Genomic DNA, 24,298 nt, shown 5'->3' on the forward strand with positions numbered 1-24,298 from the left:
CCAGGCCATGGCGACCCAGCAGCCCGCCCTCGTCCTCGACCCCACCGGCGCCGCTCACCACGCCGAGCACCGCGCCCTGCGGGAGGGCGGCCCGGCCACCCGGGTGGACGTCCTCGGGGTACCGGCCTGGTCGGTCAGCGATCCCGTCCTGCTGAAGCAGTTGCTGACCAGCCCCGACGTCTCCAAGGACGCCCGGGCGCACTGGCCCGCGTTCGGCGAGGTCGTCGCCACCTGGCCGCTGGCGCTGTGGGTGGCGGTGGAGAACATGTTCACCGCGTACGGCCCCAATCACCGCAAGCTGCGCCGCCTGGTGGCGCCCGCCTTCAGCGCCCGCCGGATCGAGGCGATGCGGCCGGCCGTCGCGGCCATGGTGACCGGGCTCGTCGACCGGCTCGCGGAGCTTCCCGCCGGTGAGCCGGTGGACCTGCGGCAGGAGCTGGCCTACCCGCTGCCCATCGCGGTGATCGGTCACCTCATGGGCGTGCCGGAGGACCGGCGCGAGGGCTTCCGCGCCCTGGTGGACGGCGTCTTCGACACCACCCTGGACCAGGCCGAGGCGCAGGCCAACACCGCGCGTCTGTACGAGGTGCTCGACCAGCTCATCGCGGCCAAGCGCGGCACGCCGGGCGACGACATGACGTCCCTGCTCATCGCCGCGCGGGACGACGAGTGGGACGGCGACCGGCTCTCCCCCGAGGAGCTGCGCGACACCCTGCTGCTGATGATCAGCGCCGGGTACGAGACCACCGTCAACGTCATCGACCAGGCCGTGCACACCCTGCTGACCCGGCCCGACCAGCTGGCGCTGGTCCGCAAGGGCGAGGTCACCTGGGGGGACGTGGTGGAGGAGACGCTGCGCCACGAACCGGCGGTCAAGCACCTCCCGCTGCGGTACGCGGTCACGGACATCCCCCTGCCGGACGGGCGGACCATCGCCCGCGGGGAGGCGATCCTCGCCTCGTACGCCGCCGCCAACCGCCACCCGGACTGGCACCAGGACGCCGACACCTTCGACGCCACCCGCACGCTCAAGGAGCACCTCGCCTTCGGCCACGGCGTCCACTTCTGCCTGGGCGCGCCGCTGGCCCGGATGGAGGTGACCCTCGCACTGGAGAGCCTCTTCGGCCGCTTCCCGGACATCCGCCTCGCCGATCCGGCCGAGGAGCTGCCGCCGGTGCCCTCGCTGATCAGCAACGGCCACCAGCGGCTCCCGGTCCTGCTGCACGCCGGCTGAGCGGCGGGCGACGGGACCGGGCAGCCCGGGACCACGAGCCGGGGCGGTGCCGGCCTCAGCCGAACATCCCCGGCTCGTAGTCGCCGGCCGGCTGCTGGGTGATCACGTTCAGGCGGTTGTAGGTGTTGATGACGGCGATCAGCCCGACCAGGGCGGTGAGCTGCTCCTCGTCGTAGTGCTTCGCCGCGTTCGCCCAGACCTCGTCGGTGACGCCGCTCCCGTCGGCGATGCGGGTGCCCTGCTCGGTCAGCTCCAGGGCGGCGCGCTCGGCGTCGGTGAACACCTTGGCCTCCCGCCAGGCGGCGATCAGGTTCAGGCGCAGCGAGGTCTCGCCCGCCTTCGCGGCGTCCTTGGTGTGCATGTCGAGGCAGAAGCCGCAGCCGTTGATCTGGCTGGCGCGGATCTTGACCAGCTCCTGGGTCGCGTCCGGCAGCGACGAGTCGCTCACGGCCTTGCCCGCGGAGTTGATGTGCCGCAGCAGCTTGCCGGCGAGCGGGTTGGTGAAGAGGTTGAGACGCGCTTCCATGATGGGTCCTCCGTCGTTGTCTGTCCGGTGTCCGGCTTCTTGGCCTTACACAGCTACGACGGATGCCGGCGGCGCGATGTGACAGGCCCGGGTGCGACCCGCTTGTGACCTGCGTCTCACCCGCTGGCGGTGGTGCGTTCCAGCAGTCGGCCCAGTGCCCCGCTCACGGCGGCCGGGCGTTCGTCCATCACCCAGTGCCCGGCGTCGTCCAGCATCGTCAGCTCGGCGCGGGGCACGGTCCCGGCCAGCTCGGTCGCGATCGCCGGGCTCAGATACGGGTCCGCGCGGCCCCAGATCACCGCCGTCGGGCAGCTGATGTCGCGCAGACGGCGGCGCAGTTCGGGGCGGGCCGGGGTGCGGTACTCGCCGAAGTAGTGGAGCAGCCAGCGGCGTCCGTCGGGCGTGGTCATCCAGTCGACGTAGCCGTCCAGGACCTGCGCCTCCAGGCGCCCGGCGCGCACCAGCGGCGCGAAGGACCGGCGGTGCAGGGCGGCGTAGGGCAGGTGCAGCGCCGGGCGGCGGAGCAGGGGGTTGCGTCCGAAGAGGCCGAGCAGGCTGAACACAGCGTACCAGCGGCGGGTGAAGGTGGCGTGCGCGCGGCTGTTGAGGAGCGCCAGCCTGCGGACCCGGCCGGGATGCCGCTCGGCGAAGCCGAGGGAGAGGAAGCCGCCGTAGTCGTGGCCGACCAGGTTCACCGCGTCCAGCTCCAGCGCGTCGAGGAGCCGGCCGAGCCGGGCGACCTCCGTGTCGTAGTCGAAGGACAGGTGCAGGGGGCGGTCGGACGCGCCCCAGCCGAGCAGGTCCGGCGTGACGACCCGGTGCCGGGCGGACAGGGGCGGGACCTGGTGGCGCCAGCTGCGGTGGTCGGCGGGGTAGCCGTGCAGGAGCAGTACGGGCTCGGCGTCCGGCGGCCCGGACTCCCAGCAGGCGACGCGGGCGCCGTCCACCGTGACCGTCCGGGGGCGCGGCGGGTCGTACGTGCCGGAACGCTGCGTGGTCATCGCTCTCCTCGGGGTGCTCGTCTCCCCAACGGGGCGGATACCCGCGAGCGTCACGATCAGGGCTCGATGTTCGGCCGAAAGAGGCGGGGATTAGCCTCGGTCCCGACACCTCGGTACGGCCGGAGCCGGTCCGGCCGCAGTCGCAGCAGGAGGCAGAGATGGCGAAGGTTCCCAGCGCGGTGGTCGCCGCGAGCGGTCTCGTCGGCGGGTACGGCGTGGCCCGCTGGACGAAGAAGCGGCAGCTCGGCGGGGCCGTGCTCGCCGTCGCCGGGGCCGCCGCCGCGCAGCAGTGGCGGGCGCGGGCGGGCGGCAGGGCCGCGGGCGCGCTGACGGCGGCGTACGTCGCCGGCTTCGCCGGTTCGCACCCGCTGGCCAAGAAGGTGGGCGCCTGGCCCGCGGTGTTCGGGGTGGCGGGCGCCGTGGCCCTGGCCTCGTGGGCGGTCGCCGACCGGCGCGCCTGAACGGCTGCGGCGCCGGTCAGGAGTGGTGGGTGAGCACGTTGATCACCCGGCCGTTGGGGTCGCGCACGAAGAAGCGCCGTACGCCCCACTCCTCGTCCCGCGGCTCCCGCAGGATCTCGGCGCCCGACGCGACCACCTGGTCGTAGACCGCGTCGACGTCCTCGACCTCGACGCTCAGGTCGGGGACGACGGGTGCGGTGCGCTCCTCGGTGAAGAGGCTGATCTGGGCGGTGGGGTTGGACGGGGAGGCCAGGGTCGTCACCCAGCCCATGTCCATGACCTCCTCGAAGCCGAGCAGGCCGTAGAACTCACGGCTCGTGTTCCACTGCTCCTCGGCCTCGACGTGGATGTTGGGGACGATCCTGCGGATGCTCATCGGGGACTCCTCGACGTCTGTGCCGGTCGGGCGGGCGGATGCGACGCTACGCGGTCCGCGTCCCGGAGTCCGCCGTTCCGGGCGCTTCCGGTGCCGCCGTCGACAGCGGCTCGGCGATGTCCTCCAGCGAGCGGCGTTCCGCCTTCACCGCGAGGAACGCCGCGACCAGGCCGGCCGCGCACATCAGCCCGGCGCCGATCTGGAAGGCGAGGACCGTGTCGCCGACCACGCCCGACTCGGTCAGGTCGGCGAAGAGCAGCGGGCCGCTGATGCCGCCGGCGGCGGTGCCCAGGGCGTAGAAGAAGGCGATGGCCATGGCCCGGGTCTCCATCGGGAAGATCTCGGAGACGGTCAGGTACGCGCTGGAGGCGCCCGCCGAGGCGAAGAACAGCACCACGCACCAGCAGGCCGTCATGGTCGTCGCCGTGAGCGAGCCCCGGTCGAAGAGCCACGCCGTGCCGAAGAGCAGCAGGCCGGAGAGGAGATAGGTGCCGGAGATCATGATCCGGCGGCCGACGGTGTCGAAGAGGTGGCCGAGCAGCAGCGGGCCGCAGAAGTTCCCGGCGGCGATGACGGCGAAGTAGTAGCCGGTGGAGCCGGTCGGCACGTCGAAGAAGGTGATGAGGATGGTGCCGAAGCCGAAGGTGATCGCGTTGTAGAGGAAGGCCTGGCCGATGAAGAGGGACAGGCCGAGGATCGCGCGGCGCGGGTAGCGGCCGAAGACGGTCTTGGCGATCAGGCCGAAGCCGATGGACTTGCGCTGGTGGATGGTGATCTCACCGGCCGGCGGCGGCAGCTTCTCACCCTTCTCCCGTTCGATCTCCTGTTCGACGGAGGAGACGAGGGCGTCCGCCTTCTCGCCCTGCCCGTGGATGAACTGCCAGCGTGGGCTCTCCGGCACATGGCGCCGCACCAGCAGCACCACCAGGCCCAGGACCACCCCGAGGGCGAAACTGAGCCGCCAGCCGAGGTCCTTGGCGAAGATGTCGGTGTCCAGCATCACGATCGACAGCAGGGCGCCGCCGATCGCGCCCAGCCAGTAGCTGCCGTTGATGATGAGGTCGACCCGGCCGCGGTAGGTGGAGGGGATCAGCTCGTCGATCGCGGAGTTGATCGCCGCGTACTCGCCGCCGATGCCGAAGCCGGTGAGGAAGCGGAAGAGGAAGAACCACCAGGACTCGAAGGAGACCGCGGTCAGCGCGGTGGCCGCCAGATAGACCACCAAGGTGATCATGAACAGCTTCTTGCGGCCGTGGCGGTCGGTCAGCCAGCCGAAGAACAGCGCGCCGGAGCAGGCACCCGCCACGTACAGGGCGGCGGCGAGGCCGGTGATCTGGGCGGAGCTGATGTCCAGGCCGCTGCCGTCCTCGGCGATGCGTCCGGCGACGTTGCCGACGATCGTGACCTCCAGGCCGTCCAGGATCCAGACGGTGCCCAGGCCGATCACGATCATCCAGTGCCAGCGCGACCACGGCAGGCGGTCCAGGCGGGCCGGGACGGCGGTGGTGACCGTACCGGTGGAGGCGGGCACCGGGGCCGACGAGTCTCCTGTCATGGCATGGGGGGTGCCCGCAGAAGGCGGTACTACGCCCCCAGGACCCGGGAGACCGTGTAGATCAGCAGCCCGGCCAGGGAGCCGACGACGGTGCCGTTGATGCGGATGAACTGGAGGTCGCGGCCGATGTTCGCCTCGATCTTCTTCGTGGTGTGCTCGGCGTCCCAGCTCGCCACCGTGTCGGTGATCAGGGAGGTGATCTCCTTGCGGTAGGTGGTGACGACGTACACCGCGGCGCTCTCCACCCAGCGGTCGACCTTGCCCTGCACCTTGGCGTCCGAGGCCATCCGGGAGCCCAGGGAGAGCAGCGAGGCGCGCACCCTGAGGCGCAGTTCGCTGCGCTCGTCCTCCGCCGCCGAGACGATCATGGACCGTACGGCCGTCCAGGCGGACGCGATCAGGTCCTGGACCTCGCCGCGGCCCAGCACCTCGGTCTTCAGCCGCTCCACCCGCGCCCGGGTCTCCGTGTCGGACTGGAGGTCGGCGGCGAAGTCGGTGAGGAAGCGGTCCAGGGCGCCGCGCGCGGGGTGGGCGGGCATGTCGCGCATCTCGGTGACGAAGCGCAGCAGCTCCTTGTAGACCCGGTCACCGATCTTCCGGTCGACGAACCGGGGGGTCCAGCCGGGTGCCCCGCCCTGTACGGCGTCCATCACGGAGTCGCCGTGCAGGATCAGCCAGTCGTGGGCGCGGGAGACGATCAGGTCCACGGCGCGTTTGTGGCCGCCGTCGGAGACGACCCGGTCCAGCATCTTGCCGATGCCGGGCGCGATCTCCTGGGCGTCGGCCCGGCGGGTGATCGCCTCCCCGACCACCGCCTGGACGTCGGAGTCGCGCAGCACGGTCAGGGCGCCGCGCAGGGCGGCGGACAGCTCGGCCGTCACCCGGTCGGCGTGCTCGGGCACGGCCAGCCAGGCGCCGAGGCGGCTGCCGATGCCGACGGCGCGCAGCCGCTGGCGCACGACGGCCTCGGAGAGGAAGTTCTCCCCGACGAACTCGCCCAGCGAGACGCCGAGCTGGTCCTTCTTCTTCGGGATGATCGCGGTGTGCGGGATGGGGATGCCCAGCGGGTGGCGGAAGAGGGCGGTGACCGCGAACCAGTCGGCGAGCGCGCCGACCATGCCGGCCTCGGCGGCGGCCGACACATAGCCCGCCCAGGCGCCCGCGCCCCGGTGGGAGGCCCACTCGGCCAGCACGTAGACCAGGGCGACGAAGAGCAGCAGTCCGGTGGCGGTGAGCTTCATCCGGCGCACGCCGCGGCGCTTTTCCTCGTCGGCCGGGCTGAAGGACGTCATCGCGCGGTCGCGGACCGCCCCCGCGGCCGCACCACCGGTGCCCGCCCCCGCGCCCGCGCCGACGCCCCCGGAACCACCCGTGCCCCCCGTGCCTTCGGGAAGTTCCGCCTTCGTGCGTTCCATCCGCTCCACCGTTCGCTGATACGTCCCTCACACATTGTCCCTTCCTGACCGACTCCCGGAACGGAACACAAGTTCCCGGCGTCTGTCCCGGAAGGGGGAACGCCCGGGGCTCCCGCGGCCTTTCCCCCGCCCATGACGCATCATGGGTTCATCGGACCGGAGCCTCGGGGCTCCCCTCGCCCGAGGAGAACAGCACAGCATGACCCGGGGTCGTGACGGGGGTGCGGGGGCGCCTCCCACCAAGCACCGTGCCCTGCTCGCGGCGATCGTCACCCTGATAGTGGCGATCTCCGCGGCCATATACGCCGGAGCGTCCGCGGACGACGGCACCATGGGCCACACGCTGCAGGCCGGAGGCCGTCTCCCGCGCGGTGACGCCGCCCCCGCCTCCACCGGCGCCTGGGTGGGCGCCTGGGCCACCGCACCGGCCGCGGCCGAGCCGGGCACCGAGACGACCGGCATGGCGGGCCGCTCGGTGCGCAACGTCGTGCACACCTCGGTCGGCGGCACCAGCGCGCGGATCACCCTGTCCAACCTGTACGGCCAGTCGCCGCTGACCGTCACGCACGCCTCGATCGCCCTGGCCGCCGGGCCCGACACGGCCGCCGCGATCGCCGACACCATGCGCCGGCTGACCTTCGGCGGCAGCACCCGGGTGATCATCCCGGCGGGCGGCCAGGTGATGAGCGACACCGCCCGCATCGCCATCCCCTACGGGGCGAACGTCCTGGTCACCACGTACTCCCCGGTCCCGTCCGGGCCGGTGACCTACCACCCGCAGGCCCGGCAGACCAGCTACCTGGCCGACGGCGACCGCACGGCGGACGTCACCGCCGTCGCGTACACCACGCCCACGCCGTACTGGCGCTACCTGACCGCGCTGGACGTGCTGAGCCACGAGGCCGACGGCACCCTGGTGGCCTTCGGCGACTCGATCACCGACGGCCTCGGCGCCGAGATGGACGCCAACCACCGCTGGACCGACGTCCTGGCCGCGCGCCTGCACGAGGCGGCCGGCACCGGCCGGGACACGCCCCGCTACAGCGTGGTGAACGAGGGCATCAGCGGCAACCGCATCCTGACCAGCAGGTCGGGCCGCCCGGCCGACAACCCGAGCGGGCTGAGCCGCTTCCAACGCGATGTGCTGGAACGCACCAACGTCAAGGCCGTGGTCGTCGTCCTCGGCGTCAACGACATCCTGAACAGTCCGGAACTGGCCGACCGCGACGGCATCCTCACCGGCCTGCGCACCCTGACCGACCGGGCGCACGCCCGGGGACTGCGGGTCGTGGGCGCGACGATCATGCCGTTCGGCGGCCACCGCGGCTACACCAAGGCCCGCGAGACGATGCGGCAGGAGATCAACGAGGAGATCCGCTCCGGCCGGGTCTTCGACGCGGTCGTCGACTTCGACAAGGCCCTGCGCGACCCGTACGACCCGCGCAGCCTGCGCTCCGACTACGACAGCGGCGACCACCTGCACCCCAGCGACAAGGGGTACGCGCGCATGGGCCAGGTCCTGGACCTGGACACGCTGAAGGGCGCGGCGCCGGTGGCGGCGTAGCCCCGTCAGTCCTCGCCGCGCCTGCGGCGGTCGCGGTCGTCACGGCGCAGCTCACGGTCCTCGCGGCGCAGTTCGCGCTGCTCGCGGCGGGCCTCGTGGTGCTCGCGCACCAGGTCCCGGTGGCCCTCCAGCATCCTGCGGTGCGCGTCCGCCACGTCCTCCCGGACCGAGGAGCGCAGCTCCCGCTGCGCGGCCTTGCGCTCCAGCTTCTCCTGCCGGCGCTCCTCCTTCAGCCGCTGCCGCTCCGCCCGCGTCACCTTGCGCTCGACGCCGACGCCGCCCCAGAAGGCGAAGCCCGTCACGACCACGCGCGGGGCGCCCGGGTCTCCGGGTACGCCCTCCTCGCGGTGGTCGAAGCCGCCCATGAAGCCGATGCCGCGCACGACCACCTCGACACCGGGCGGCACGATCACGTTCATCCCGCCCATGATCGCGACGCAGTTGATCACGACCTCGCCGGCCGCGAAGTCCGCCTCGCGCAGGTCGATGTCGCCGCCGCCCCAGAACGCGAAGGAGTTGAACCGCCTCGGCACCGTCCAGCGCCCCTTGCGCTGGAAGCCGGACATCACGGCGACCGCCCAGGTCGACGAGCCCTCGCCGCCGGTGATCCGGCCCGCCCAGCCGCCGCTGCGCGCGGGCTCCTTGGTCATCGACACCCGCGGCGCCGCGGCCACCTCGCCGACCGGCAGGTCACGGGTGATCGGCGCCAGCTCCCCGTACGTCCGGGCGCTGTAGGTGGCCTCCAGCCGCTCCTCGAACTCGGTCATGTCGAGGCGGCCCTCGGCGAGGGCGTCGCGCAGGACCTCGGCGACTCGTTCACGGTCGGCGTCGGAGGCGCGGAGTTCCGGGGCGTCGTCGGTCATGTACAGCAGCCTACGAGGTCACCGCGCCGGACACTACGCGCCCGCGCGTTCCGCGTACATCTTCGCGATCACCGACTCGATGTCCGGCTCCCGCACCGACAGGTCCACCAGCGGATACTCGGCCGCGATCCGCGCCACCAGCCCGGCCGCCGACGCCGACGCCGGGAACGCCAGCCACTGCCGCGGCCCCTCCACCCGCACCACCCGCGCCGGCTCCGGCGCGTCGATCGGCGGCAACTCCCGTTCCAGGTCCACCACCAGGGTGCGTTCGCTCTCCCCCGCCTCGTGCAGTCCGTCCAGGGCGCCGTCGTACATCAGCCGCCCGTGGTCGATGACCATCACGCGCGAGCAGAGCTGCTCGATGTCCTGGAGGTCGTGCGTGGTCAGCAGCACCGTCGTGCCGCACTCGGCGTTCAAGTCCCGCAGGAACCCCCGCACCTTGGCCTTGGAGACCACGTCCAGGCCGATCGTCGGCTCGTCCAGGTACAGCACCTCCGGGTCGTGCAGCAGCGCCGCCGCGATGTCGCCGCGCATCCGCTGGCCGAGCGAGAGTTGCCGCACCGGGACGTCCAGCAGCTCGGCGAGCTGGAGGAGTTCGACGCAGCGGTCCAGGTTCTCGCGGTAACGGGCGTCCGGGATCCGGTACATGCGGTGCATCAGGCGGTAGGAGTCGATCAGCGGCAGGTCCCACCACAGCGTCGTGCGCTGCCCGAAGACCACCCCGATGCGGTGCGCCAGCCGGGTCCGCTCCCGGGACGGGTCGATGCCGGCCACCCGCAGCCGGCCGCCGCTGGGCGTCAGGATGCCGGTGAGCATCTTGATCGTCGTGGACTTCCCGGCGCCGTTCGGGCCGATGTAGCCGACCATCTCGCCGCGCGACACCGTGAACGACAGCCCGTCCACCGCCCGCACCTGCCGCCGCTCCCGCTTCAGGAAGCCGGTCTTCTTGCGCACGTCGAAGACCTTCTCGACGCCGTCCAGTTCGATGAAGGCCGAGGCCTCCGCCCCGGTCACCGGGTCCGCCTGCGTCGTCCGCGTCGTCTTCGCCATCTCCGCCATCTCAGTCAGCTCCCCGTGCTCCGGTACGAACGCAGACCCGCCCGCCAGGCCAGCCCCGCCAGCGCACAGCAGGCCGCGGCCACCAGCGGCGGCGTGAACGCCACCCACCCGGGCAGATCCAGCGGATACGGCCGCCCCAGCACGAAGCTCGCCGGCAGCCAGTTCACGAACGCCAGCGGCACCACGAACGTCGCCCCGCGCACCAGGTCGAGCGCGAACACCGCCGGCGGGTACTGCAGCATCGTCGTACCGCCGTAGGTGAAGGCGTTGGACACCTCCGAGGCGTCCTGCGCCACGAACTGGAACGCCGCCGCCGCCACGAACACCGCGCAGAAGATCCCGGCCCCGCTCAGCAGCGCCACCGGCACCAGCAGCAGCCGCGCCGCCGTCCAGTCGACGTCGACGACCGCCAGCGCGTACCCGAGCACCAGCAGCCCCTGCACCACCCGGCCAAGACGGCGCAGCCCGAACCGGTCCGCCGCGACCTGCGCCAGCACCGGCACCGGACGCACCAGCAGGGTGTCCAGCGTGCCGTCCCGCACCCGGCGGCCCAGCCGCTCCATCGAGCCGATCGCCAGGTCCGCCAGCCCGAAGGAGACCGCCGACATGCCGTACAGGAACGCCACCTCGGGCAACGGCCAGCCGCCCAGCGCGTCGACCCGGGAGAACATCAGCAGGATCGCCACGAAGTCCAGCGCGGTCATCGCGAAGTTCCCGAAGGTCGTCAGCGCGAAGGACGTCCGGTACGCCATCGTCGACCTGATCCACATCCCGGCGATCAGCCCGTACGCGCGCACCCCCTCCACGACCCGCCCGCGCCGCGCCTCCGCCCCGGTCACCTCGGTCGCCTCGGTCCTCTCGGTCGCCTCAGCCACCCTGGACCACCACCCGTCGCGTCGCCGCCGACTGCGCCAGCCGGCCCAGCGCCAGCAGCGCCACCGCCCAGGACGCCTGGAAGAGATACGTCCCCAGCGGATCCGCCTCGCCGAGCAGCACGTCCGCCGGCGCCTGGAGCAGCGACGACCACGGCAGCGCCCGCACCACCTCGCCGAGCGCCCCCGGGAACACGTTCAGCGGCAGCAGCATCCCCGAGCAGAACAGCCCCGCCAGCCACGCCATCTGCGTCACCCCCGTGCCGTCGAGCAGCCAGAACGCCGAGAGCGCCACCAGATAGCGCAGCGCGAAACCCACCAGCATCGCCAGCAGCAGCGTCACCAGGAACGCCGCCCACACGGACACCTCCCGCGGCAGCGCCACCGGGAAGAACAGCGAGCCGAACACGAACGGCACCACGCCCCGGCCCAGCAGCTGGAACAGCGCCCGGCCCACGTCCGCCGCCAGCCACCACAGCTGGAGATCCGCCGGACGGTACAGATCGACGGCGACATCACCCGAACGGATGCGCTCCATCAACTCGTCCTCGAACCCGCCGCCCCCGATCGCCAGCGCCGCCAGCAGCGCCTGCCCCAGCCACACGAACGTCACGGCCTGCGCCTGGTCGTACCCGCCGAGCTGCGGTTTCTCGTCCCACAGGGCCAGATAGGTGTACACCAGGATCAGTCCGAAGACGGTGTTGGTGAACACCCCGGCGGCGGTCGCCGCCCGATACGTCGCGTACCGTCGGAATCCGCCCGCCGCGACGGCCACGTACAACCGCCACGAGCCCACACGCACTGCCCTCCCCGTCCGACCGGCACCAAAGCGCAGGAGCCTAGTGCGACCACGGGGACTGCTGCCACGGAATTTCACGGGTGTGCCGTCGAGTGGGAACGGAACGCGCGGTGCGAGAGTCTTGTTCAGAAGAAACTCAGACGTTCCGAAAACCGTACGAAGCGAAGCAGAAGCGAAACAGGAGTCCGTGCACGAGATGAGCGACGAGCCGCAGCCGCAGCAGCCGCAGCGCCCGGGCTGGGCCTCCAGGGGGCCACAGGCGGCCGGCGAGGGGCACACGGCGGAACCGGGAGCACCGGGAACGCCGGACGCCTCCGGGAAGGCGAAGAAGCCCAAGCGGCCCAAGCGCACCGGATGGCGCCGCCTGATCCCGACCTGGCGCATCGCGCTGAGCACCGTCGTCGTCGGCCTCCTGCTGATCGTCGGCGGCTTCTTCCTCGGCTACCACCTCGTCCAGATCCCGGCCGCCAACGCGCTCGCCACCAAGCAGTCCAACGTCTACCTCTACGCCGACGGCAGCGTCCTCGCCCGCGACGGCGAGGTCAACCGCGAGAGCGTCTCACTCGCCCGCATCTCCAAGGACGCCCAGCACGCCGTTCTCGCCGCCGAGGACCGCGACTTCTACTCCGAGTCCGCCATCGACCCCATGGCGATGGTCCGGGCCGGCTGGAACACCGCCACCGGCAAGGGCAAGCAGTCCGGCTCCACGATCACCCAGCAGTACGTCAAGAACTACTACCTGGCCCAGGAGCAGACCGTCACCCGCAAGGTGAAGGAGTTCTTCATCTCGATCAAGCTCGACCGGGAGAAGAGCAAGAACGAGATCCTGGAGGGCTACCTCAACACCAGCTTCTTCGGCCGCGGCGCCTACGGCATCCAGGCCGCCGCCCAGGCCTACTTCGGCGTCGACGCCAAGGACCTCACCGCCGCCCAGGGCGCCTACCTCGCCTCCCTGCTCAACGCCCCCAGCCAGTACGACGTCGTCGCCCACCCCGAGAACCGGCCCGCCGCCGAGGCCCGCTGGAACTACGTGATGAACGGCATGGTCGACAAGGGCTGGCTCAGCGCCTCCGACCGGGCCGCCGCGAAGTTCCCCAAGCCCAAGCAGTCCACGATCTCCACCGGCATGTCCGGGCAGCGCGGCTACGTCGTCAACATCGTCAAGAAGTACCTGATCGAGAACGGCATCGTCGACGAGGAGGAGCTGGGCCGCGGCGGGTACCGCATCACCACCACCCTCCAGAAGGACAAGCAGGACGCCTTCGTCAAGGCCGTCGACGACAAGCTGATGTCCCAGCTGGACAAGAAGGAACGCAAGGTCGACACCTACGTCCGGGCCGGCGGCGCCTCCGTCGACCCGAAGACCGGCAAGGTCGTCGCGATGTACAACGGCATCGACTACGTCAAGCAGTACACGCCCAACGCCACCCGCCGCGACTTCCAGGTCGGCTCCACCTTCAAGCCCTTCGTGTTCACCGCCGCCGTCGAGAACCACTCCGAGACGCAGGGCGGCCAGACGATCAACCCGAACACGCGCTACGACGGCACCAGCGAACGCCCCGTCCAGGGCTGGAGCGGCGGCCGCTACGCCCCCGAGAACGAGGACCACCGCGACTACGGCCACGTCACCGTCCGCGAGGCCACCGACAAGTCCATCAACGCCGTGTACGCCCAGATGGCCGTCGACGTCGGCTCCGACAAGGTCAAGCAGACCGCGATCGACCTCGGCCTCTCCAAGAACACGCCCGAACTGACCCCCTCCCCCTCCATCGCCCTCGGCGTCGCCACCGCCAGCCCCCTCGACATGGCCGAGGCCTACGCCACCCTCGCCAACCACGGCAGGCACAGCACCTACACGCTGGTCGAGAAGGTCACCAAGGACGGCAGCCAGGAGGTCGAACTGCCGGAGCGGCGCGAGCACCAGGCCGTCAGCCGGGAGGCCGCCGACACCACCACGTCCGTCCTGCGCAGCGTCGTCCAGAACGGCACCGCCACCGCCGCACAGGCCGCCGGCCGCCCCGCGGCCGGCAAGACCGGCACCGCCGAGGAGGACACGGCCGCCTGGTTCGCCGGCTACACCCCCGACCTGGCCACCGTCGTCGCCGTCATGGGCCAGGACCCGAAGACGGCCGCCCACAAGTCCCTGTACGGCGCCATGGGCCTCGCCCGCATCAACGGCGGCGGCGCCCCCGCCGAGATCTGGAGCCAGTACACCCGCAACGCCCTGGAGGGCGAACCGGTCAGCGACTTCGACCTCCAGCTCCAGGCCGGCGCCGACGTCACCGCGCCCCCCTCCGGCGACGCCTCGGACGAACCGGGCGACGGCGACGAGAGCGGCAGCGGCGAGGCGGACGAGGACTCCACCGGCGACACGGACGGCTCCGGCTCCGCGACGCCCGGCGACTCCGGCGGCAGCAGCACCCCGCCCGGCGACAACGGCGGCACCGAGTCCGACCCCCCGTCCACCGGCGGCGGCACCCCCTCCACCGGTGGCCCCAGCACCGAGCCCGGCCCCACGGGCGGCGGCGACTCGGGCGGGGACGACTCCTCGAACGGCGGCACGGGGCCGGGCGGCGGGGGCACCGAGGGCGCGGGCGGCGGGGACGGCGACGGCACGGGCACCACGGTCGGCACGGCCGCCGGCATCCCCGTCACACCCCGGCGTCAGTGACCGGAGGTCGCCTTCAGCCCCACCACGGCGACCAGCAGCAGACAGATGAAGAAGATCCGGGCGGCGGTCGCCGGCTCCCCCAGCACCACCATGCCGAGCACCGCCGCCCCGGCCGCGCCGATGCCCACCCACACGCCGTAGGCGGTACCGATGGGCAGCGTCCGGGCGGCGTACGACAGCAGCAGCATGCTCGCGACGATCCCGGCACCGGTGAACACGCTCGGCCACAGCCGCGTGAAACCCTCGGTGTACTTCATCCCGATCGACCAGCCGACCTCCAGCAGACCGGCGACGACGAGCAGAACCCACGCCATGACAGGCACCTCCGTGAACGAACTGAACGGTGGTGCGTCGTCTTTTCCTTCAGCCCGGTACGGCGCGTCTCGTCGGGGTGCTTCCCAAGGTAGCAAAGACAGGCGAAGGGGGCTGGTGACCTTGATCACCAGCCCCTTCGGTCCGAGACGGACCCGTGATTCAGAGGTACAGCCCGGTGGAGTCCTCCGACCCCTCGAACCGGTCCGCGGCCACGGCGTGCAGATCGCGCTCGCGCATCAGCACGTAGCCCACGCCCCGCACCTCGACCTCGGCACGGTCCTCCGGGTCGTACAGCACCCGGTCGCCCGGCTCCACGGTCCGTACGTTCTGCCCGACCGCGACCACCTCGGCCCAGGCCAGCCGCTTGCCGACGGCCGCCGTCGCGGGGATCAGGATGCCGCCCCCGGAACGCCGCTCGCCCTCGCCGGTGTCCTGCCGCACGAGCACGCGGTCGTGCAGCATCCGGATGGGCAGCTTGTCGTCCTGGGGACCGTGCTCGTTTCTCTTGGCGCTCACGCCCTGAACCTACCTGCCCGCGCTCAGCGCCCGCGCCGCCGGGTGCCGCCCAGGGCGAGCAGCCCCACGACCCCGACCACCACCAGCGCGGCGGGCACCACACGCTCCATCCGCGGGGCGCCGGTCTCGTCCACGAACTGCGCCTTCACGTCGCTCACCACGCGGTTGACCTGGACGTAGGCCCGCCCCAGCGTGTGATCGACGCTGGCGGCGACCTTGGCCTTCGCGTCGTCGACGATCGTCTTCGGGTGCACCCGCATCCCGAGCTCGTCGAGCGTCTCGGCCAGCACCTCGCGGCGGCGCTTGATGTCCGCCTCGATCTGCGCCGGGGTCCTGATGTCCGACGTGTCCGCCACCGTACGCCTCCGAAGTCCGCTCTGACGCTGTCCCGGACAGTCTGTCAGCTACTTGCCCGTCCGCACTGTCAGGACCCCCCGTTACGCTGGATCGATGAGCGAGCGACTCCAGCCCGGGGACACGGCCCCCGCCTTCACCCTCCCGGACGCCGACGGCAACGAGGTGTCCCTCTCCGACCACCAGGGCCGCAAGGTCATCGTCTACTTCTACCCCGCCGCGCTTACCCCCGGCTGCACGAAGCAGGCCTGCGACTTCACGGACAACCTGGAGCTGCTGACCGGCGCCGGCTACGACGTGATCGGCATCTCCCCCGACAAGCCGGAGAAGCTGGCCAAGTTCCGCGAGGCCGAGTCCCTGAAGGTCACCCTCCTCGCCGACCCGGACAAGAAGGTCCTCGACGCCTACGGCGCCTTCGGCGAGAAGAAGAACTACGGCCGCACCTACATGGGCGTCATCCGCTCCACCATCGTCGTCGACGAACAGGGCAAGGTCGAACGCGCCCTCTACAACGTCCGCGCCACGGGCCACGTAGCCAAGATCATCAAGGACTTGGGGATCTGACGGCGCTGCCCGACCAGTAGCATGGCCGGGCAGCAGCGCCGGGCGGCCGTGGTGGAATTGGCAGTCACGCTGGGTTTAGGTCCCAGTGGGGTAACTCCCGTGAGGGTTCGAGTCCCTCCGGCCGCACCAGTACGTTTTCCGCTGCTCAGCCGAGCAGCTCCCGCACGACCGGCACCAGGGCCCGGAAGGCCTTGCCGCGGTGGCTGATCGCGTTTTTCTCGGCCGCCGTCAGTTCCGCGCAGGTGCGGGTCTCGCCGTCCGGCTGGAGGATCGGGTCGTAGCCGAAGCCGCCCGTGCCGGCGGGCTCGTGGCGGAGGGTGCCGCGCAGCTGGCCCTCGACCACCCGCTCCGTGCCGTCGGGCAGGGCCAGGGCCGCCGCGCAGGCGAAGTACGCGCCCCGGTGTTCGTCGGCGATGTCGCCGATCTGGGCGAGCAGCAGGTCGAGGTTGGCCTTGTCGTCGCCGTGCCGGCCGACCCAGCGGGCGGAGAAGATGCCCGGGGCGCCGTTGAGGACGTCGACGCAGAGGCCGGAGTCGTCGGCGACGGCGGGCAGGCCGGTGGCCTGGGCGAGGGCGTGCGCCTTGAGCAGGGCGTTCTCGGCGAAGGTGACGCCGGTTTCCTTGACGTCGGGGATGTGCGGGTAGGCGTCCGCGCCGACGAGGTCGTGGGGCAGGCCCGCGTCGGCGAGGATGGCCCTCAGTTCGGTGATCTTGCCGGCGTTGCGGGTGGCGAGGATGAGGCGGGTCATGGCGTCCAGTATTCCGGACCCCGCTCCCCGCCCGGCCGGGCCCTGCCTACGGCGTGCAGACCTTCGTCAGTTCGCCCGCCGCGTCGGTGACGGGGCTGAGGTCGGGGGTCTCGTCGCCGTCCTTCACCGCGGTGCGGACGTTGTCCACGGCCTTGCCGAGGTCGTCGACGGCCTTGTTGACGTCGGCGTTGTCGGTCTGGTCGCCGATCTTGTCGAGGTTCTTGTCGATGGAGTCGAGGGACTCCTCCCACTGGGTGGGGTCGTCCGTGTTCTCCACCGCCTGCTGGAGTTCGGTGACGCTGTCGGCTATCGCGTCGGCCGTGCGTACGCAGTCGAGGGCCTTGTCGACGGCGTCGCAGGCGGTGGTGAGGCCGGCCGTCAGGGCGATGGCCGCCGCGGTGGCGACGGCGGTGGCGGTGCGGCGAAGGCTGCGGTGGCGGCTCGCGGCCATGGGTCTCGGTCCTCCCCTTGGGACAGGGCCGGGCGGCCCGTGTGCGGTGCGGCGTCGGGCGTACGGCAGGCCTGCTGCCGTACGCCCGTGGTGCTGTACTGCTAGGGACGCGCCGTCGGGCGGCCGAGTTGCGTGCGCGGCCGCCTTTCCTTGAAGGGTCTTTGGCGTTCTCTTTACCTTGTGCGGGTGCTCAGCGTTCGAGGACCGTTTCGAGTGCCTTGCGCTGGAGTTCGGCCAGCTCCGTGCAGCCGCCGGCGGCGAGGTCGAGCAGGGTGTTGAGTTCGTCGCGGGCGAAGGGCTCGGCCTCGGCGGTGCCCTGGACCTCGACGAAGCGGCCGTCGCCGGTGCAGACGACGTTCATGTCGGTGTCGGCGCGGACGTCCTCCTCGTAGCGCAGGTCGAGGAGGGGGGTGCCGTCGACGATGCCGACGGAGACGGCCGAGACGGTGCCGGTGAGCGGTTTGCGGTTGGCCTTGATCAGCTTCCTGCCCTGGGCCCAGCCGATGGCGTCGGCCAGGGCGACGTAGGCGCCGGTGATGGCCGCGGTGCGGGTGCCGCCGTCGGCCTGGAGGACGTCGCAGTCCAGGACGACGGTGTTCTCGCCGAGCGCCTTGTAGTCGATGACGGCGCGCAGGGACCGGCCGATGAGCCGGCTGATCTCGTGGGTGCGGCCGCCGATGCGGCCCTTGACGGACTCGCGGTCGCCGCGGGTGTTGGTGGCGCGGGGGAGCATGGCGTACTCGGCGGTGACCCAGCCTTCACCGCTGCCCTTGCGCCAGCGCGGGACGCCTTCGGTGACCGAGGCGTTGCAGAGGACCTTGGTGTCGCCGAAGGAGACGAGGACGGAGCCTTCGGCGTGCTTGCTCCAGCCGCGTTCGATGGTGACGGGGCGGAGCTGCTGGGGGGTGCGGCCGTCGATTCGTGACATGCGGGTGAGCCTAGCGGCCCATGGGGAAGGGGCCCGTCCCGGAGTGGGAAAGGCCCCTTGCCGGTGAGCCGGTGGCTCACATCATGTCTTCGATGTCCGCGGCGATCGGGTCGGCGTCGGTGCCGACGACGACCTGGATGGCGGTGCCCATCTTGACGACGCCGTGGGCGCCGGCGGCCTTGAGGGCGGCTTCGTCGACCTTGGAAGCGTCCTTGACCTCGGTGCGGAGGCGGGTGATGCAGCCTTCGACCTCGTCGATGTTGTCGATGCCGCCGAGGCCGGCGACGATCTTCTCAGCCTTGCTGGCCATGTTCCTTCTCCCTGATCCGGACCGCTTTGTCGCAGTAACCCACAGTTGGCCCATCTTCGCGAGCGGTCATGCGGTGGGTACCGAATGATGGCGTCACGACGGCGGTGCCGTCTGTCAACTGGTCTACACCAGTGTACCGGCGACCGGATGGAGACCGGATGAGTGCCGACAGCACGGTCAGTCCCGCACGCGCCCGCTGGAACACGGCGTTCCAAGGGTTGCAGAAGATGGGGCGCTCGCTGCAGTTGCCCATCGCGGTCCTGCCCGCCGCCGGCATCCTCAACCGGCTGGGGCAGCCGGACGTGTTCGGGGACGACGGTCTCGGCTGGACGAACGTCTCGAAGGTGATGACGGGCGCGGGCGGTGCGCTGCTCGACGGGTCGCTGGGGCTGCCGCTGCTGTTCTGTGTGGGCGTGGCCATCGGGATGGCGAAGAAGGCCGACGGTTCGACGGCGCTGGCGGCGGTGGCGGGGTTCCTCGTCTACTACAACGTGCTGCGGCAGTTCCCGGAGGACTGTCCGGAGGGGTCGAAGGCCGTCCCGCAGATCGGGTGCCAGGTGACCGACGGTTCGGGTGAGGTGACGGCGTTCGTCTTCCAGAACCCGGGGGTGTTCGGCGGCATCGTGATGGGGTTGCTGACGGCGTACTTCTGGCAGCGCTTCCACCGGACCAGGCTGGTGGACTGGCTGGGCTTCTTCAACGGGCGCCGGCTGGTGCCGATCATCATGGCGTTCGTGGCGATCGTGTTCGCGGCGCTGTGTCTGTGGGTGTGGCCGCCGGTCGGTGACGCGCTGGAGAGCTTCAGCGACTGGATGACCGGGATCGGCGCGTGGGGCGCGGGCGTGTTCGGGCTGGCGAACCGGGCGCTGCTGGTGATCGGTCTGCACCAGTTCCTGAACGTGCCGATGTGGTTCCAGTTCGGTTCGTACACGAAGCCGGACGGGACGGTGGTGCACGGCGACATCAACATGTTCCTGGCGGGCGACCCGGAGGCGGGTCAGTTCACCACCGGCTTCTTCCCGATCATGATGTTCGCGCTGCCGGCGGCGGCGCTGGCGATCACGCACTGCGCCAAGCCGCACCGCCGCAAGGAGGTCGGCGGGCTGATGCTGTCGGTGGGGCTGACCTCGTTCGTGACCGGGATCACCGAGCCGCTGGAGTACTCGTTCCTGTTCATCGCGCCGCTGCTGTACGCGGCGCACGCGGTGCTGACGGGTGTGTCGATGGCGGTGACGTGGGCGCTGGGGGTGAAGGACGGGTTCAGCTTCTCGGCGGGGCTGATCGACTACGTCATCAACTGGAACCTGGCGACCAAGCCGTGGCTGATCATTCCGATCGGACTGTGCTTCGCGGTGGTGTACTACGTGGTCTTCCGGTTCGCGATCACGAAGTTCGATCTGAAGACCCCGGGGCGGGAACCCGAGGAAGACGTGGAGGACGTCACCAAGGTGTAGACCTCTCCCGTTCCTCACGTACCCTTTGGGAGTGGTCTCGCGAAGGCCCCCGGACCGTCGGTCCGGGGGCCTTCTCCGCGCGCTCCGGCGCCTGTGATCAGGGGACTTGGGCGGGTACTGCGCGTAGCGGCCCGGTCGCGGAATCACGGGTTCCTTACGCCGCCTTCATCGTGCTACAACAGGTCTACACCACTGAGTGGTGTAGACCACCACCCGATGGAGGAAGCATGAGCACCGCCACCGACACGGCGGCCCCCGCAAAGAAGCGGGGATCCGGTCTTTTCCAGGGGCTGCAGAAGGTAGGACGCAGCCTCCAGCTCCCGATCGCCGTTCTTCCGGCGGCGGGCATCATGGTCCGGCTCGGCCAGGACGACATCTTCGGCAAGGACGGCCTCGGCTGGGACAAGGTCGCCGCCGTCTTCAACAACGCGGGTGGTGCCCTCACCGGCTCGCTGCCGATCCTGTTCTGCATAGGCGTGGCCATCGGCTTCGCCAAGAAGGCCGATGGCTCGACCGCGCTGGCCGCGGTGGTCGGCTTCCTCGTCTACAGCAAGGTGCTCGAGGCCTTCCCGGTCACCGAGGCGGTGGTCAAGAACGGCGAGGACGTCGCCGCGACCTACAACGACCCGGGTGTGCTCGGCGGCATCATCATGGGTCTGCTCGCCGCCGTGCTGTGGCAGCGGTACCACCGCAAGAAGCTGGTGGACTGGCTGGGCTTCTTCAACGGCCGCCGGCTGGTGCCGATCATCATGGCCTTCGTCGGCATCGTCGTGGGTGTCTTCTTCGGTCTGGTCTGGGAGCCCATCGGCGACGGCATCTCCAACTTCGGCGAGTGGATGACCGGCCTCGGCTCCGGCGGCGCGGCCCTGTTCGGCGGCGTGAACCGCGCGCTGATCCCGGTCGGCATGCACCAGTTCGTGAACACGGTGGCCTGGTTCCAGCTCGGTGACTTCACCAACTCCGCCGGTGAGGTCGTGCACGGTGACATCACCCGCTTCCTGGCCGGTGACCCCTCGGCCGGCATCTTCCAGTCGGGCTTCTTCCCGATCATGATGTTCGGTCTGCCGGCCGCCGCGCTGGCCATGGCGCACACCGCCCGCCCGGAGCGCCGCAAGGCCGTCCTCGGCATGATGCTCTCGCTGGCCGCGACCTCGTTCGTCACCGGTGTGACCGAGCCGATCGAGTTCTCGTTCATGTTCATCGCGCCGGTCCTGTACGTGCTGCACGCGGTGCTCACCGCGATCTCGATGGCGGTCACGTGGGGGCTGGGTGTGCACGCCGGCTTCAACTTCTCGGCCGGCTTCATCGACTACGCCCTGAACTGGCACCTCGCCACCAAGCCATGGCTGATCATCCCGATCGGTCTGGTGTTCGCGGTGATCTACTACGTGACGTTCCGCTTCGCGATCGTCAAGTTCAACCTGAAGACCCCGGGCCGCGAGCCCGAGGAGGAGGTCGAGGACCTCACCAAGGCGTGAGCCCCGGCCGTACGGCGTGACGAAGGCCCCGGAACCGCGAAGGTTCCGGGGCCTTTCCGTCGTGTCGCGGCCGACGTGACTGACGCGGTGTCGCGGCCGTCGCGGGGTCGCGGCTGTCGCGGGGTCGCGGCTGTCGCGGGGTCGCGGCTGTCGCGGGGTCAGATCTCGTACACCGCGCCCGCCGTGGCCACTTCCACCGCCCCGTCGTACACCTCGCGCGCGTCGGCCAGGTTGACCGCGGGGTCGGTCCACGGGGGGATGTGGGTGAGCACCAGGCGCCGGGCGCCGGCCCGGGCCGCGCTCTCGCCCGCCTCGCGTCCGTTGAGGTGGAGGTCGGGGATGTTCTCCTTGCCGTGCGTGAAGGCGGCCTCGCACAGGAACAGGTCGGTGTCGCGGGCGAGTTCGTCCAGCACGGGGGTGACGCCCGTGTCGCCGGAGTACGTCAGCGAACGGCCGCCGTGCTCGACGCGGATGGCGTAGGCCTCCACGGGGTGGGCGACGCGCTCGGTGTGCACGGTGAAGGGGCCGGCCTCGAAGGTGGAGGGCTTGACCGTGTGGAAGTCGAACACCTCGCTCATGGAGGAGGCCGAGGGGGTGTCGGCGTAGGCGGTGGTCAGCCGGTGCTCGGTGCCCTCGGGTCCGTAGACCGGGAGCGGGGCGCAGCGGCCGCCGTCGTGCCGGTAGTAGCGCGCCACGAAATAGGCGCACATGTCGATGCAGTGGTCGGCGTGCAGATGGCTGAGGAAGATCGCGTCGAGGTCGTAGAGACCGCAGTGGCGCTGCAGCTCGCCGAGGGCACCGTTGCCCATGTCGAGGAGCAGCCGGAAGCCGTCGGCCTCGACGAGGTAGCTCGAGCAGGCCGATTCCGCGGACGGGAACGACCCCGAGCAGCCGACGACGGTGAGCTTCATGAAGCAGAAACCTCCGCTGGCGCGTGTGGAGAGACGGGGGTCGTGCGGTCCGTCGAGCGTAAGGCGCAAAACCTGCGGTCGCTCCTCCACCAGGGGCCGTTGTGGGCGAACTCACCTGCGGGATCACCGGTTCGGCTGGAAGCGGGGAGTGCGGGGCCCTGGAAGGGGCGCGCGACGGCGGCGCGCGCCGGTACCGTCGTCGGTATGGGCACGTCCTGGTGGCTCGTCTTCGCGGCGGTGGTGCTGCTCGCGCTCGTCGCCACGGTCGTCGACGGCTGGGGCCGGGGGCGGCGGCCCCGCGGCCGGGGGCGGCGTCCGCCGGACGGGCGGGACGGGCCCGGCGGGCCCGGGAACTGAAGCGCCCCGCGACGCGTGCGTCGCGGGGCGGTTGCGCGCAGGGAGCCGTCAGGCCCAGAGCTGGCCGTGCAGGGTTTCGATGGCCGCCTCGGTCGTCTCGGCGGTGTAGACGCCGGTCGACAGGTACTTCCAGCCGCCGTCGGCGACGACGAACACGATGTCCGCGCTCTCCCCCGCCTTGACCGCCTTCCTGCCGACGCCGATCGCGGCGTGCAGGGCGGCGCCGGTGGAGACGCCCGCGAAGATGCCCTCCTGCTGGAGCAGCTCACGGGTGCGGGTGACCGCGTCGGCGGAGCCCACCGAGAAGCGGGTGGTGAGGACGGAGGCGTCGTACAGCTCGGGCACGAAGCCCTCGTCGAGGTTGCGCAGTCCGTACACGAGGTCGTCGTAGCGCGGTTCGGCGGCGACGATCTTCACGTCCGGCTTGTGCTCGCGCAGGTAGCGGCCGACGCCCATCAGCGTCCCGGTGGTGCCGAGGCCCGCGACGAAGTGCGTGATCGAGGGCAGGTCGGCGAGGATCTCCGGGCCGGTGCCGGCGTAGTGGGCGCCGGCGTTGTCGGGGTTGCCGTACTGGTAGAGCATCACCCAGTCCGGGTGCTCGGCGGAGAGTTCCTTGGCGACCCGGACGGCGGTGTTGGAGCCGCCCGCGGCCGGGGAGGAGATGATCTCCGCGCCCCACATGGCGAGCAGGTCGCGCCGTTCCTGCGAGGTGTTCTCGGGCATCACGCAGACGATGCGGTAGCCCTTGAGCTTGGCGGCCATGGCCAGGGAGATGCCGGTGTTGCCGCTGGTCGGCTCAAGGATCGTGCAGCCCTTGGTGAGGCGGCCGTCCTTCTCCGCCTGCTCGATCATGTGGAGCGCGGGGCGGTCCTTGATCGAGCCGGTCGGGTTGCGGTCCTCCAGCTTGGCCCAGATGCGGACGTCGTCGGACGGCGACAGCCGCGGCAGGCGCACCAGGGGTGTGTTGCCCACCGCGGCCAGCGGAGAGTCGTAACGCATCGGCGATCAGGCCATACCGCCGGCGACGGCCGGCAGGATCGTGATGCTGTCGCCGTCGGACAGCTTGGTGTCGATGCCGTCCAGGAAGCGGACGTCCTCGTCGTTCAGGTAGACGTTGACGAAGCGGCGCAGCTGGTCGCCGTCGACGATGCGGGCCTGGATGCCCGTGTGCCGGGTCTCGAGGTCGGCGAAGAGCTTGGCGAGGGTGTCCCCGGTGCCCTCCACCGCCTTCTGGCCGTCGGTGTACTGGCGGAGGATGGTCGGGATGCGGACCTCGATGGCCATGGCTGAGTGCTCCTGTCGGAAGGATGTCGTGGGTTCGTAGGGCGCGCGGCGGCACACGTCAGCACGCCGCGGCGCACGGCCGTACGGCGGCAACGAAGATCAACAGATGGCGCTTTTCAGCCTGCACAGGTCGACGTGCAGCCGCGCCACGAGCAGCGTGCCCGGCGCCTTTTCGCTCACGTCGAGAAGAACCATGGGCTCATCGTATCGATTCCCGGTCCGGCATCCGGAG

28 protein-coding genes, 1 tRNA gene and 1 riboswitch are annotated in these 24,298 nt (G+C 71.0%); of the genes, 9 read left to right on the top strand and 20 right to left on the bottom strand.

The window, feature by feature from the left end; translation table 11 throughout:
- Positions 1-7 precede the first annotated feature (7 nt).
- On the top strand, positions 8-1,234 hold the full coding sequence (locus tag K7854_RS02930; RefSeq protein WP_226024754.1) for a cytochrome P450 family protein: 1,227 nt from the start codon (positions 8-10) through the stop codon (positions 1,232-1,234).
- A 55-nt stretch (positions 1,235-1,289) separates the two neighbouring features.
- Here K7854_RS02930 and K7854_RS02935 read toward each other — a convergent pair whose 3' ends face one another.
- Positions 1,290-1,760, bottom strand: a complete 471-nt coding sequence (locus K7854_RS02935) for a carboxymuconolactone decarboxylase family protein (RefSeq protein WP_226024755.1) — start codon at positions 1,758-1,760, stop codon at positions 1,290-1,292.
- Positions 1,761-1,876: 116 nt separating this feature from the next.
- A complete protein-coding gene (locus K7854_RS02940) occupies positions 1,877-2,761 on the bottom strand; it encodes an alpha/beta fold hydrolase (RefSeq protein ID WP_226024756.1) in 885 nt (294 codons plus the stop codon).
- 158 nt (positions 2,762-2,919) lie between these two features.
- Here K7854_RS02940 and K7854_RS02945 point away from each other — a divergent pair, with 158 nt between their 5' ends.
- On the top strand, positions 2,920-3,222 hold the full coding sequence (locus tag K7854_RS02945) for a hypothetical protein (protein WP_226024757.1): 303 nt from the start codon (positions 2,920-2,922) through the stop codon (positions 3,220-3,222).
- Positions 3,223-3,238: 16 nt separating this feature from the next.
- Here the strand turns inward: K7854_RS02945 and K7854_RS02950 are convergent, their stop codons facing one another.
- Genes K7854_RS02950 through K7854_RS02960 form a run of 3 tightly spaced genes read right to left on the bottom strand, consistent with a single transcriptional unit; the run spans position 3,239 to position 6,568 of the window.
- Positions 3,239-3,598, bottom strand: coding sequence for a VOC family protein (locus K7854_RS02950; protein WP_226024758.1), 360 nt, complete (start codon positions 3,596-3,598; stop codon positions 3,239-3,241).
- A gap of 46 nt (positions 3,599-3,644) precedes the next feature.
- The gene (locus K7854_RS02955; RefSeq protein WP_226024759.1) at positions 3,645-5,153 is read right to left on the bottom strand and encodes an MFS transporter; all 1,509 of its coding nucleotides are present in this window, start codon (positions 5,151-5,153) and stop codon (positions 3,645-3,647) included.
- A gap of 29 nt (positions 5,154-5,182) precedes the next feature.
- Positions 5,183-6,568 carry a DUF445 domain-containing protein gene (locus tag K7854_RS02960; RefSeq protein ID WP_372480987.1) on the bottom strand — a complete coding sequence of 462 codons (1,386 nt, stop codon included), beginning with the start codon at positions 6,566-6,568 and terminating at the stop codon, positions 5,183-5,185.
- 199 nt (positions 6,569-6,767) lie between these two features.
- Here K7854_RS02960 and K7854_RS02965 point away from each other — a divergent pair, with 199 nt between their 5' ends.
- Entirely contained in the window at positions 6,768-8,132 is a 1,365-nt protein-coding gene (locus K7854_RS02965; RefSeq protein WP_226024760.1) for an SGNH/GDSL hydrolase family protein, read from the top strand.
- 5 nt (positions 8,133-8,137) lie between these two features.
- Here the strand turns inward: K7854_RS02965 and K7854_RS02970 are convergent, their stop codons facing one another.
- The 4 genes from K7854_RS02970 to K7854_RS02985 are packed head-to-tail and all read right to left on the bottom strand — an operon-like array spanning position 8,138 to position 11,728.
- The gene (locus K7854_RS02970) at positions 8,138-8,995 is read right to left on the bottom strand and encodes a DUF1707 SHOCT-like domain-containing protein (RefSeq protein ID WP_226024761.1); all 858 of its coding nucleotides are present in this window, start codon (positions 8,993-8,995) and stop codon (positions 8,138-8,140) included.
- Positions 8,996-9,028: 33 nt separating this feature from the next.
- Positions 9,029-10,045: an ABC transporter ATP-binding protein gene (locus tag K7854_RS02975; protein WP_226024762.1), complete on the bottom strand. Its 1,017-nt coding sequence runs from the start codon at positions 10,043-10,045 to the stop codon at positions 9,029-9,031.
- Positions 10,046-10,059: 14 nt separating this feature from the next.
- Complete coding sequence (locus K7854_RS02980; RefSeq protein ID WP_372480988.1) at positions 10,060-10,929, bottom strand: ABC transporter permease; 870 nt, start codon at positions 10,927-10,929, stop codon at positions 10,060-10,062.
- Positions 10,922-11,728, bottom strand: a complete 807-nt coding sequence (locus K7854_RS02985; RefSeq protein WP_226024763.1) for an ABC transporter permease — start codon at positions 11,726-11,728, stop codon at positions 10,922-10,924. Before K7854_RS02985 ends, K7854_RS02980 begins: the two co-directional genes overlap by 8 nt.
- Positions 11,729-11,921: 193 nt before the next feature.
- On the opposite strand from K7854_RS02985, the gene K7854_RS02990 reads away from it, so the two are divergent.
- Complete coding sequence (locus K7854_RS02990) at positions 11,922-14,396, top strand: transglycosylase domain-containing protein (protein WP_226024764.1); 2,475 nt, start codon at positions 11,922-11,924, stop codon at positions 14,394-14,396.
- On the opposite strand, the gene K7854_RS02995 is transcribed toward K7854_RS02990, so the two are convergent.
- The 3 genes from K7854_RS02995 to K7854_RS03005 all read right to left on the bottom strand — a co-directional run bounded on the left by K7854_RS02995 (position 14,390) and on the right by K7854_RS03005 (position 15,583).
- Entirely contained in the window at positions 14,390-14,710 is a 321-nt protein-coding gene (locus K7854_RS02995) for a DMT family transporter (RefSeq protein WP_133885480.1), read from the bottom strand. The genes K7854_RS02990 and K7854_RS02995 overlap by 7 nt on opposite strands.
- Before the next feature lie 31 nt (positions 14,711-14,741).
- Positions 14,742-14,809, bottom strand: a riboswitch (guanidine-III (ykkC-III) riboswitch).
- Between the two features lie 61 nt (positions 14,810-14,870).
- Positions 14,871-15,227: a GroES family chaperonin gene (locus tag K7854_RS03000; protein ID WP_003975911.1), complete on the bottom strand. Its 357-nt coding sequence runs from the start codon at positions 15,225-15,227 to the stop codon at positions 14,871-14,873.
- 23 nt (positions 15,228-15,250) lie between these two features.
- The gene (locus K7854_RS03005) at positions 15,251-15,583 is read right to left on the bottom strand and encodes a DUF3618 domain-containing protein (protein ID WP_226024765.1); all 333 of its coding nucleotides are present in this window, start codon (positions 15,581-15,583) and stop codon (positions 15,251-15,253) included.
- A 94-nt stretch (positions 15,584-15,677) separates the two neighbouring features.
- Here K7854_RS03005 and bcp point away from each other — a divergent pair, with 94 nt between their 5' ends.
- Complete coding sequence (bcp, locus tag K7854_RS03010) at positions 15,678-16,145, top strand: thioredoxin-dependent thiol peroxidase (RefSeq protein WP_226024766.1); 468 nt, start codon at positions 15,678-15,680, stop codon at positions 16,143-16,145.
- Between the two features lie 42 nt (positions 16,146-16,187).
- Positions 16,188-16,274 (top strand) — tRNA-Leu (locus tag K7854_RS03015).
- Positions 16,275-16,290: 16 nt separating this feature from the next.
- Here the strand turns inward: K7854_RS03015 and rdgB are convergent.
- The 4 genes from rdgB to K7854_RS03035 all read right to left on the bottom strand — a co-directional run bounded on the left by rdgB (position 16,291) and on the right by K7854_RS03035 (position 18,582).
- A complete protein-coding gene (gene rdgB / locus K7854_RS03020; RefSeq protein ID WP_226024767.1) occupies positions 16,291-16,893 on the bottom strand; it encodes an RdgB/HAM1 family non-canonical purine NTP pyrophosphatase in 603 nt (200 codons plus the stop codon).
- 46 nt (positions 16,894-16,939) lie between these two features.
- On the bottom strand, positions 16,940-17,344 hold the full coding sequence (locus K7854_RS03025; RefSeq protein ID WP_226024768.1) for a hypothetical protein: 405 nt from the start codon (positions 17,342-17,344) through the stop codon (positions 16,940-16,942).
- Positions 17,345-17,534: 190 nt separating this feature from the next.
- The gene (gene rph / locus K7854_RS03030; protein WP_226024769.1) at positions 17,535-18,272 is read right to left on the bottom strand and encodes a ribonuclease PH; all 738 of its coding nucleotides are present in this window, start codon (positions 18,270-18,272) and stop codon (positions 17,535-17,537) included.
- A gap of 76 nt (positions 18,273-18,348) precedes the next feature.
- On the bottom strand, positions 18,349-18,582 hold the full coding sequence (locus tag K7854_RS03035) for a PTS sugar transporter subunit IIB (protein ID WP_226024770.1): 234 nt from the start codon (positions 18,580-18,582) through the stop codon (positions 18,349-18,351).
- 158 nt (positions 18,583-18,740) lie between these two features.
- On the opposite strand from K7854_RS03035, the gene K7854_RS03040 reads away from it, so the two are divergent.
- Together K7854_RS03040 and K7854_RS03045 are read left to right on the top strand one after the other, a co-directional pair.
- Positions 18,741-20,036, top strand: a complete 1,296-nt coding sequence (locus tag K7854_RS03040) for a PTS transporter subunit EIIC (protein ID WP_226024771.1) — start codon at positions 18,741-18,743, stop codon at positions 20,034-20,036.
- A gap of 227 nt (positions 20,037-20,263) precedes the next feature.
- Positions 20,264-21,514: a PTS transporter subunit EIIC gene (locus tag K7854_RS03045; protein ID WP_226024772.1), complete on the top strand. Its 1,251-nt coding sequence runs from the start codon at positions 20,264-20,266 to the stop codon at positions 21,512-21,514.
- A 158-nt stretch (positions 21,515-21,672) separates the two neighbouring features.
- Here the strand turns inward: K7854_RS03045 and K7854_RS03050 are convergent, their stop codons facing one another.
- A complete protein-coding gene (locus K7854_RS03050) occupies positions 21,673-22,425 on the bottom strand; it encodes an MBL fold metallo-hydrolase (protein WP_226024773.1) in 753 nt (250 codons plus the stop codon).
- Positions 22,426-22,629: 204 nt separating this feature from the next.
- On the opposite strand from K7854_RS03050, the gene K7854_RS03055 reads away from it, so the two are divergent.
- Complete coding sequence (locus tag K7854_RS03055) at positions 22,630-22,782, top strand: hypothetical protein (RefSeq protein WP_345606807.1); 153 nt, start codon at positions 22,630-22,632, stop codon at positions 22,780-22,782.
- 48 nt (positions 22,783-22,830) lie between these two features.
- Here the strand turns inward: K7854_RS03055 and K7854_RS03060 are convergent, their stop codons facing one another.
- The 3 genes from K7854_RS03060 to K7854_RS37785 form a co-directional block, all read right to left on the bottom strand.
- The gene (locus tag K7854_RS03060) at positions 22,831-23,781 is read right to left on the bottom strand and encodes a PLP-dependent cysteine synthase family protein (RefSeq protein ID WP_226024774.1); all 951 of its coding nucleotides are present in this window, start codon (positions 23,779-23,781) and stop codon (positions 22,831-22,833) included.
- Positions 23,782-23,787: 6 nt separating this feature from the next.
- Positions 23,788-24,066 (bottom strand): MoaD/ThiS family protein, encoded by a 279-nt coding sequence (locus K7854_RS03065; protein WP_226024775.1) that lies wholly within the window; start codon positions 24,064-24,066, stop codon positions 23,788-23,790.
- 99 nt (positions 24,067-24,165) lie between these two features.
- Positions 24,166-24,261, bottom strand: coding sequence for a putative leader peptide (locus K7854_RS37785; protein WP_309546867.1), 96 nt, complete (start codon positions 24,259-24,261; stop codon positions 24,166-24,168).
- Positions 24,262-24,298 lie beyond the last annotated feature (37 nt).

It is taken from the genome of Streptomyces hyderabadensis (assembly GCF_020404845.1).
Taxonomy (GTDB): Bacteria; Actinomycetota; Actinomycetes; order Streptomycetales; family Streptomycetaceae; genus Streptomyces; species Streptomyces hyderabadensis.

What these genes read in the sequence shown, in the direction of transcription:
- K7854_RS02930 (WP_226024754.1), top strand. Translation starts at nt 8, where the DNA reads ATGGCGACCCAGCAGCCCGCCCTCGTCCTCGACCCCACCGGCGCCGCT.
- K7854_RS02935 (WP_226024755.1), bottom strand. Translation starts at nt 1,760, where the DNA reads ATGGAAGCGCGTCTCAACCTCTTCACCAACCCGCTCGCCGGCAAGCTG.
- K7854_RS02940 (WP_226024756.1), bottom strand. Translation starts at nt 2,761, where the DNA reads ATGACCACGCAGCGTTCCGGCACGTACGACCCGCCGCGCCCCCGGACG.
- K7854_RS02945 (WP_226024757.1), top strand. Translation starts at nt 2,920, where the DNA reads ATGGCGAAGGTTCCCAGCGCGGTGGTCGCCGCGAGCGGTCTCGTCGGC.
- K7854_RS02950 (WP_226024758.1), bottom strand. Translation starts at nt 3,598, where the DNA reads ATGAGCATCCGCAGGATCGTCCCCAACATCCACGTCGAGGCCGAGGAG.
- K7854_RS02955 (WP_226024759.1), bottom strand. Translation starts at nt 5,153, where the DNA reads ATGACAGGAGACTCGTCGGCCCCGGTGCCCGCCTCCACCGGTACGGTC.
- K7854_RS02960 (WP_372480987.1), bottom strand. Translation starts at nt 6,568, where the DNA reads ATGGAACGCACGAAGGCGGAACTTCCCGAAGGCACGGGGGGCACGGGT.
- K7854_RS02965 (WP_226024760.1), top strand. Translation starts at nt 6,768, where the DNA reads ATGACCCGGGGTCGTGACGGGGGTGCGGGGGCGCCTCCCACCAAGCAC.
- K7854_RS02970 (WP_226024761.1), bottom strand. Translation starts at nt 8,995, where the DNA reads ATGACCGACGACGCCCCGGAACTCCGCGCCTCCGACGCCGACCGTGAA.
- K7854_RS02975 (WP_226024762.1), bottom strand. Translation starts at nt 10,045, where the DNA reads ATGGCGAAGACGACGCGGACGACGCAGGCGGACCCGGTGACCGGGGCG.
- K7854_RS02990 (WP_226024764.1), top strand. Translation starts at nt 11,922, where the DNA reads ATGAGCGACGAGCCGCAGCCGCAGCAGCCGCAGCGCCCGGGCTGGGCC.
- K7854_RS02995 (WP_133885480.1), bottom strand. Translation starts at nt 14,710, where the DNA reads ATGGCGTGGGTTCTGCTCGTCGTCGCCGGTCTGCTGGAGGTCGGCTGG.
- bcp (WP_226024766.1), top strand. Translation starts at nt 15,678, where the DNA reads ATGAGCGAGCGACTCCAGCCCGGGGACACGGCCCCCGCCTTCACCCTC.
- rdgB (WP_226024767.1), bottom strand. Translation starts at nt 16,893, where the DNA reads ATGACCCGCCTCATCCTCGCCACCCGCAACGCCGGCAAGATCACCGAA.
- K7854_RS03025 (WP_226024768.1), bottom strand. Translation starts at nt 17,344, where the DNA reads ATGGCCGCGAGCCGCCACCGCAGCCTTCGCCGCACCGCCACCGCCGTC.
- rph (WP_226024769.1), bottom strand. Translation starts at nt 18,272, where the DNA reads ATGTCACGAATCGACGGCCGCACCCCCCAGCAGCTCCGCCCCGTCACC.
- K7854_RS03035 (WP_226024770.1), bottom strand. Translation starts at nt 18,582, where the DNA reads ATGGCCAGCAAGGCTGAGAAGATCGTCGCCGGCCTCGGCGGCATCGAC.
- K7854_RS03040 (WP_226024771.1), top strand. Translation starts at nt 18,741, where the DNA reads ATGAGTGCCGACAGCACGGTCAGTCCCGCACGCGCCCGCTGGAACACG.
- K7854_RS03045 (WP_226024772.1), top strand. Translation starts at nt 20,264, where the DNA reads ATGAGCACCGCCACCGACACGGCGGCCCCCGCAAAGAAGCGGGGATCC.
- K7854_RS03050 (WP_226024773.1), bottom strand. Translation starts at nt 22,425, where the DNA reads ATGAAGCTCACCGTCGTCGGCTGCTCGGGGTCGTTCCCGTCCGCGGAA.
- K7854_RS03055 (WP_345606807.1), top strand. Translation starts at nt 22,630, where the DNA reads ATGGGCACGTCCTGGTGGCTCGTCTTCGCGGCGGTGGTGCTGCTCGCG.
- K7854_RS03060 (WP_226024774.1), bottom strand. Translation starts at nt 23,781, where the DNA reads ATGCGTTACGACTCTCCGCTGGCCGCGGTGGGCAACACACCCCTGGTG.
- K7854_RS03065 (WP_226024775.1), bottom strand. Translation starts at nt 24,066, where the DNA reads ATGGCCATCGAGGTCCGCATCCCGACCATCCTCCGCCAGTACACCGAC.
- K7854_RS37785 (WP_309546867.1), bottom strand. Translation starts at nt 24,261, where the DNA reads ATGGTTCTTCTCGACGTGAGCGAAAAGGCGCCGGGCACGCTGCTCGTG.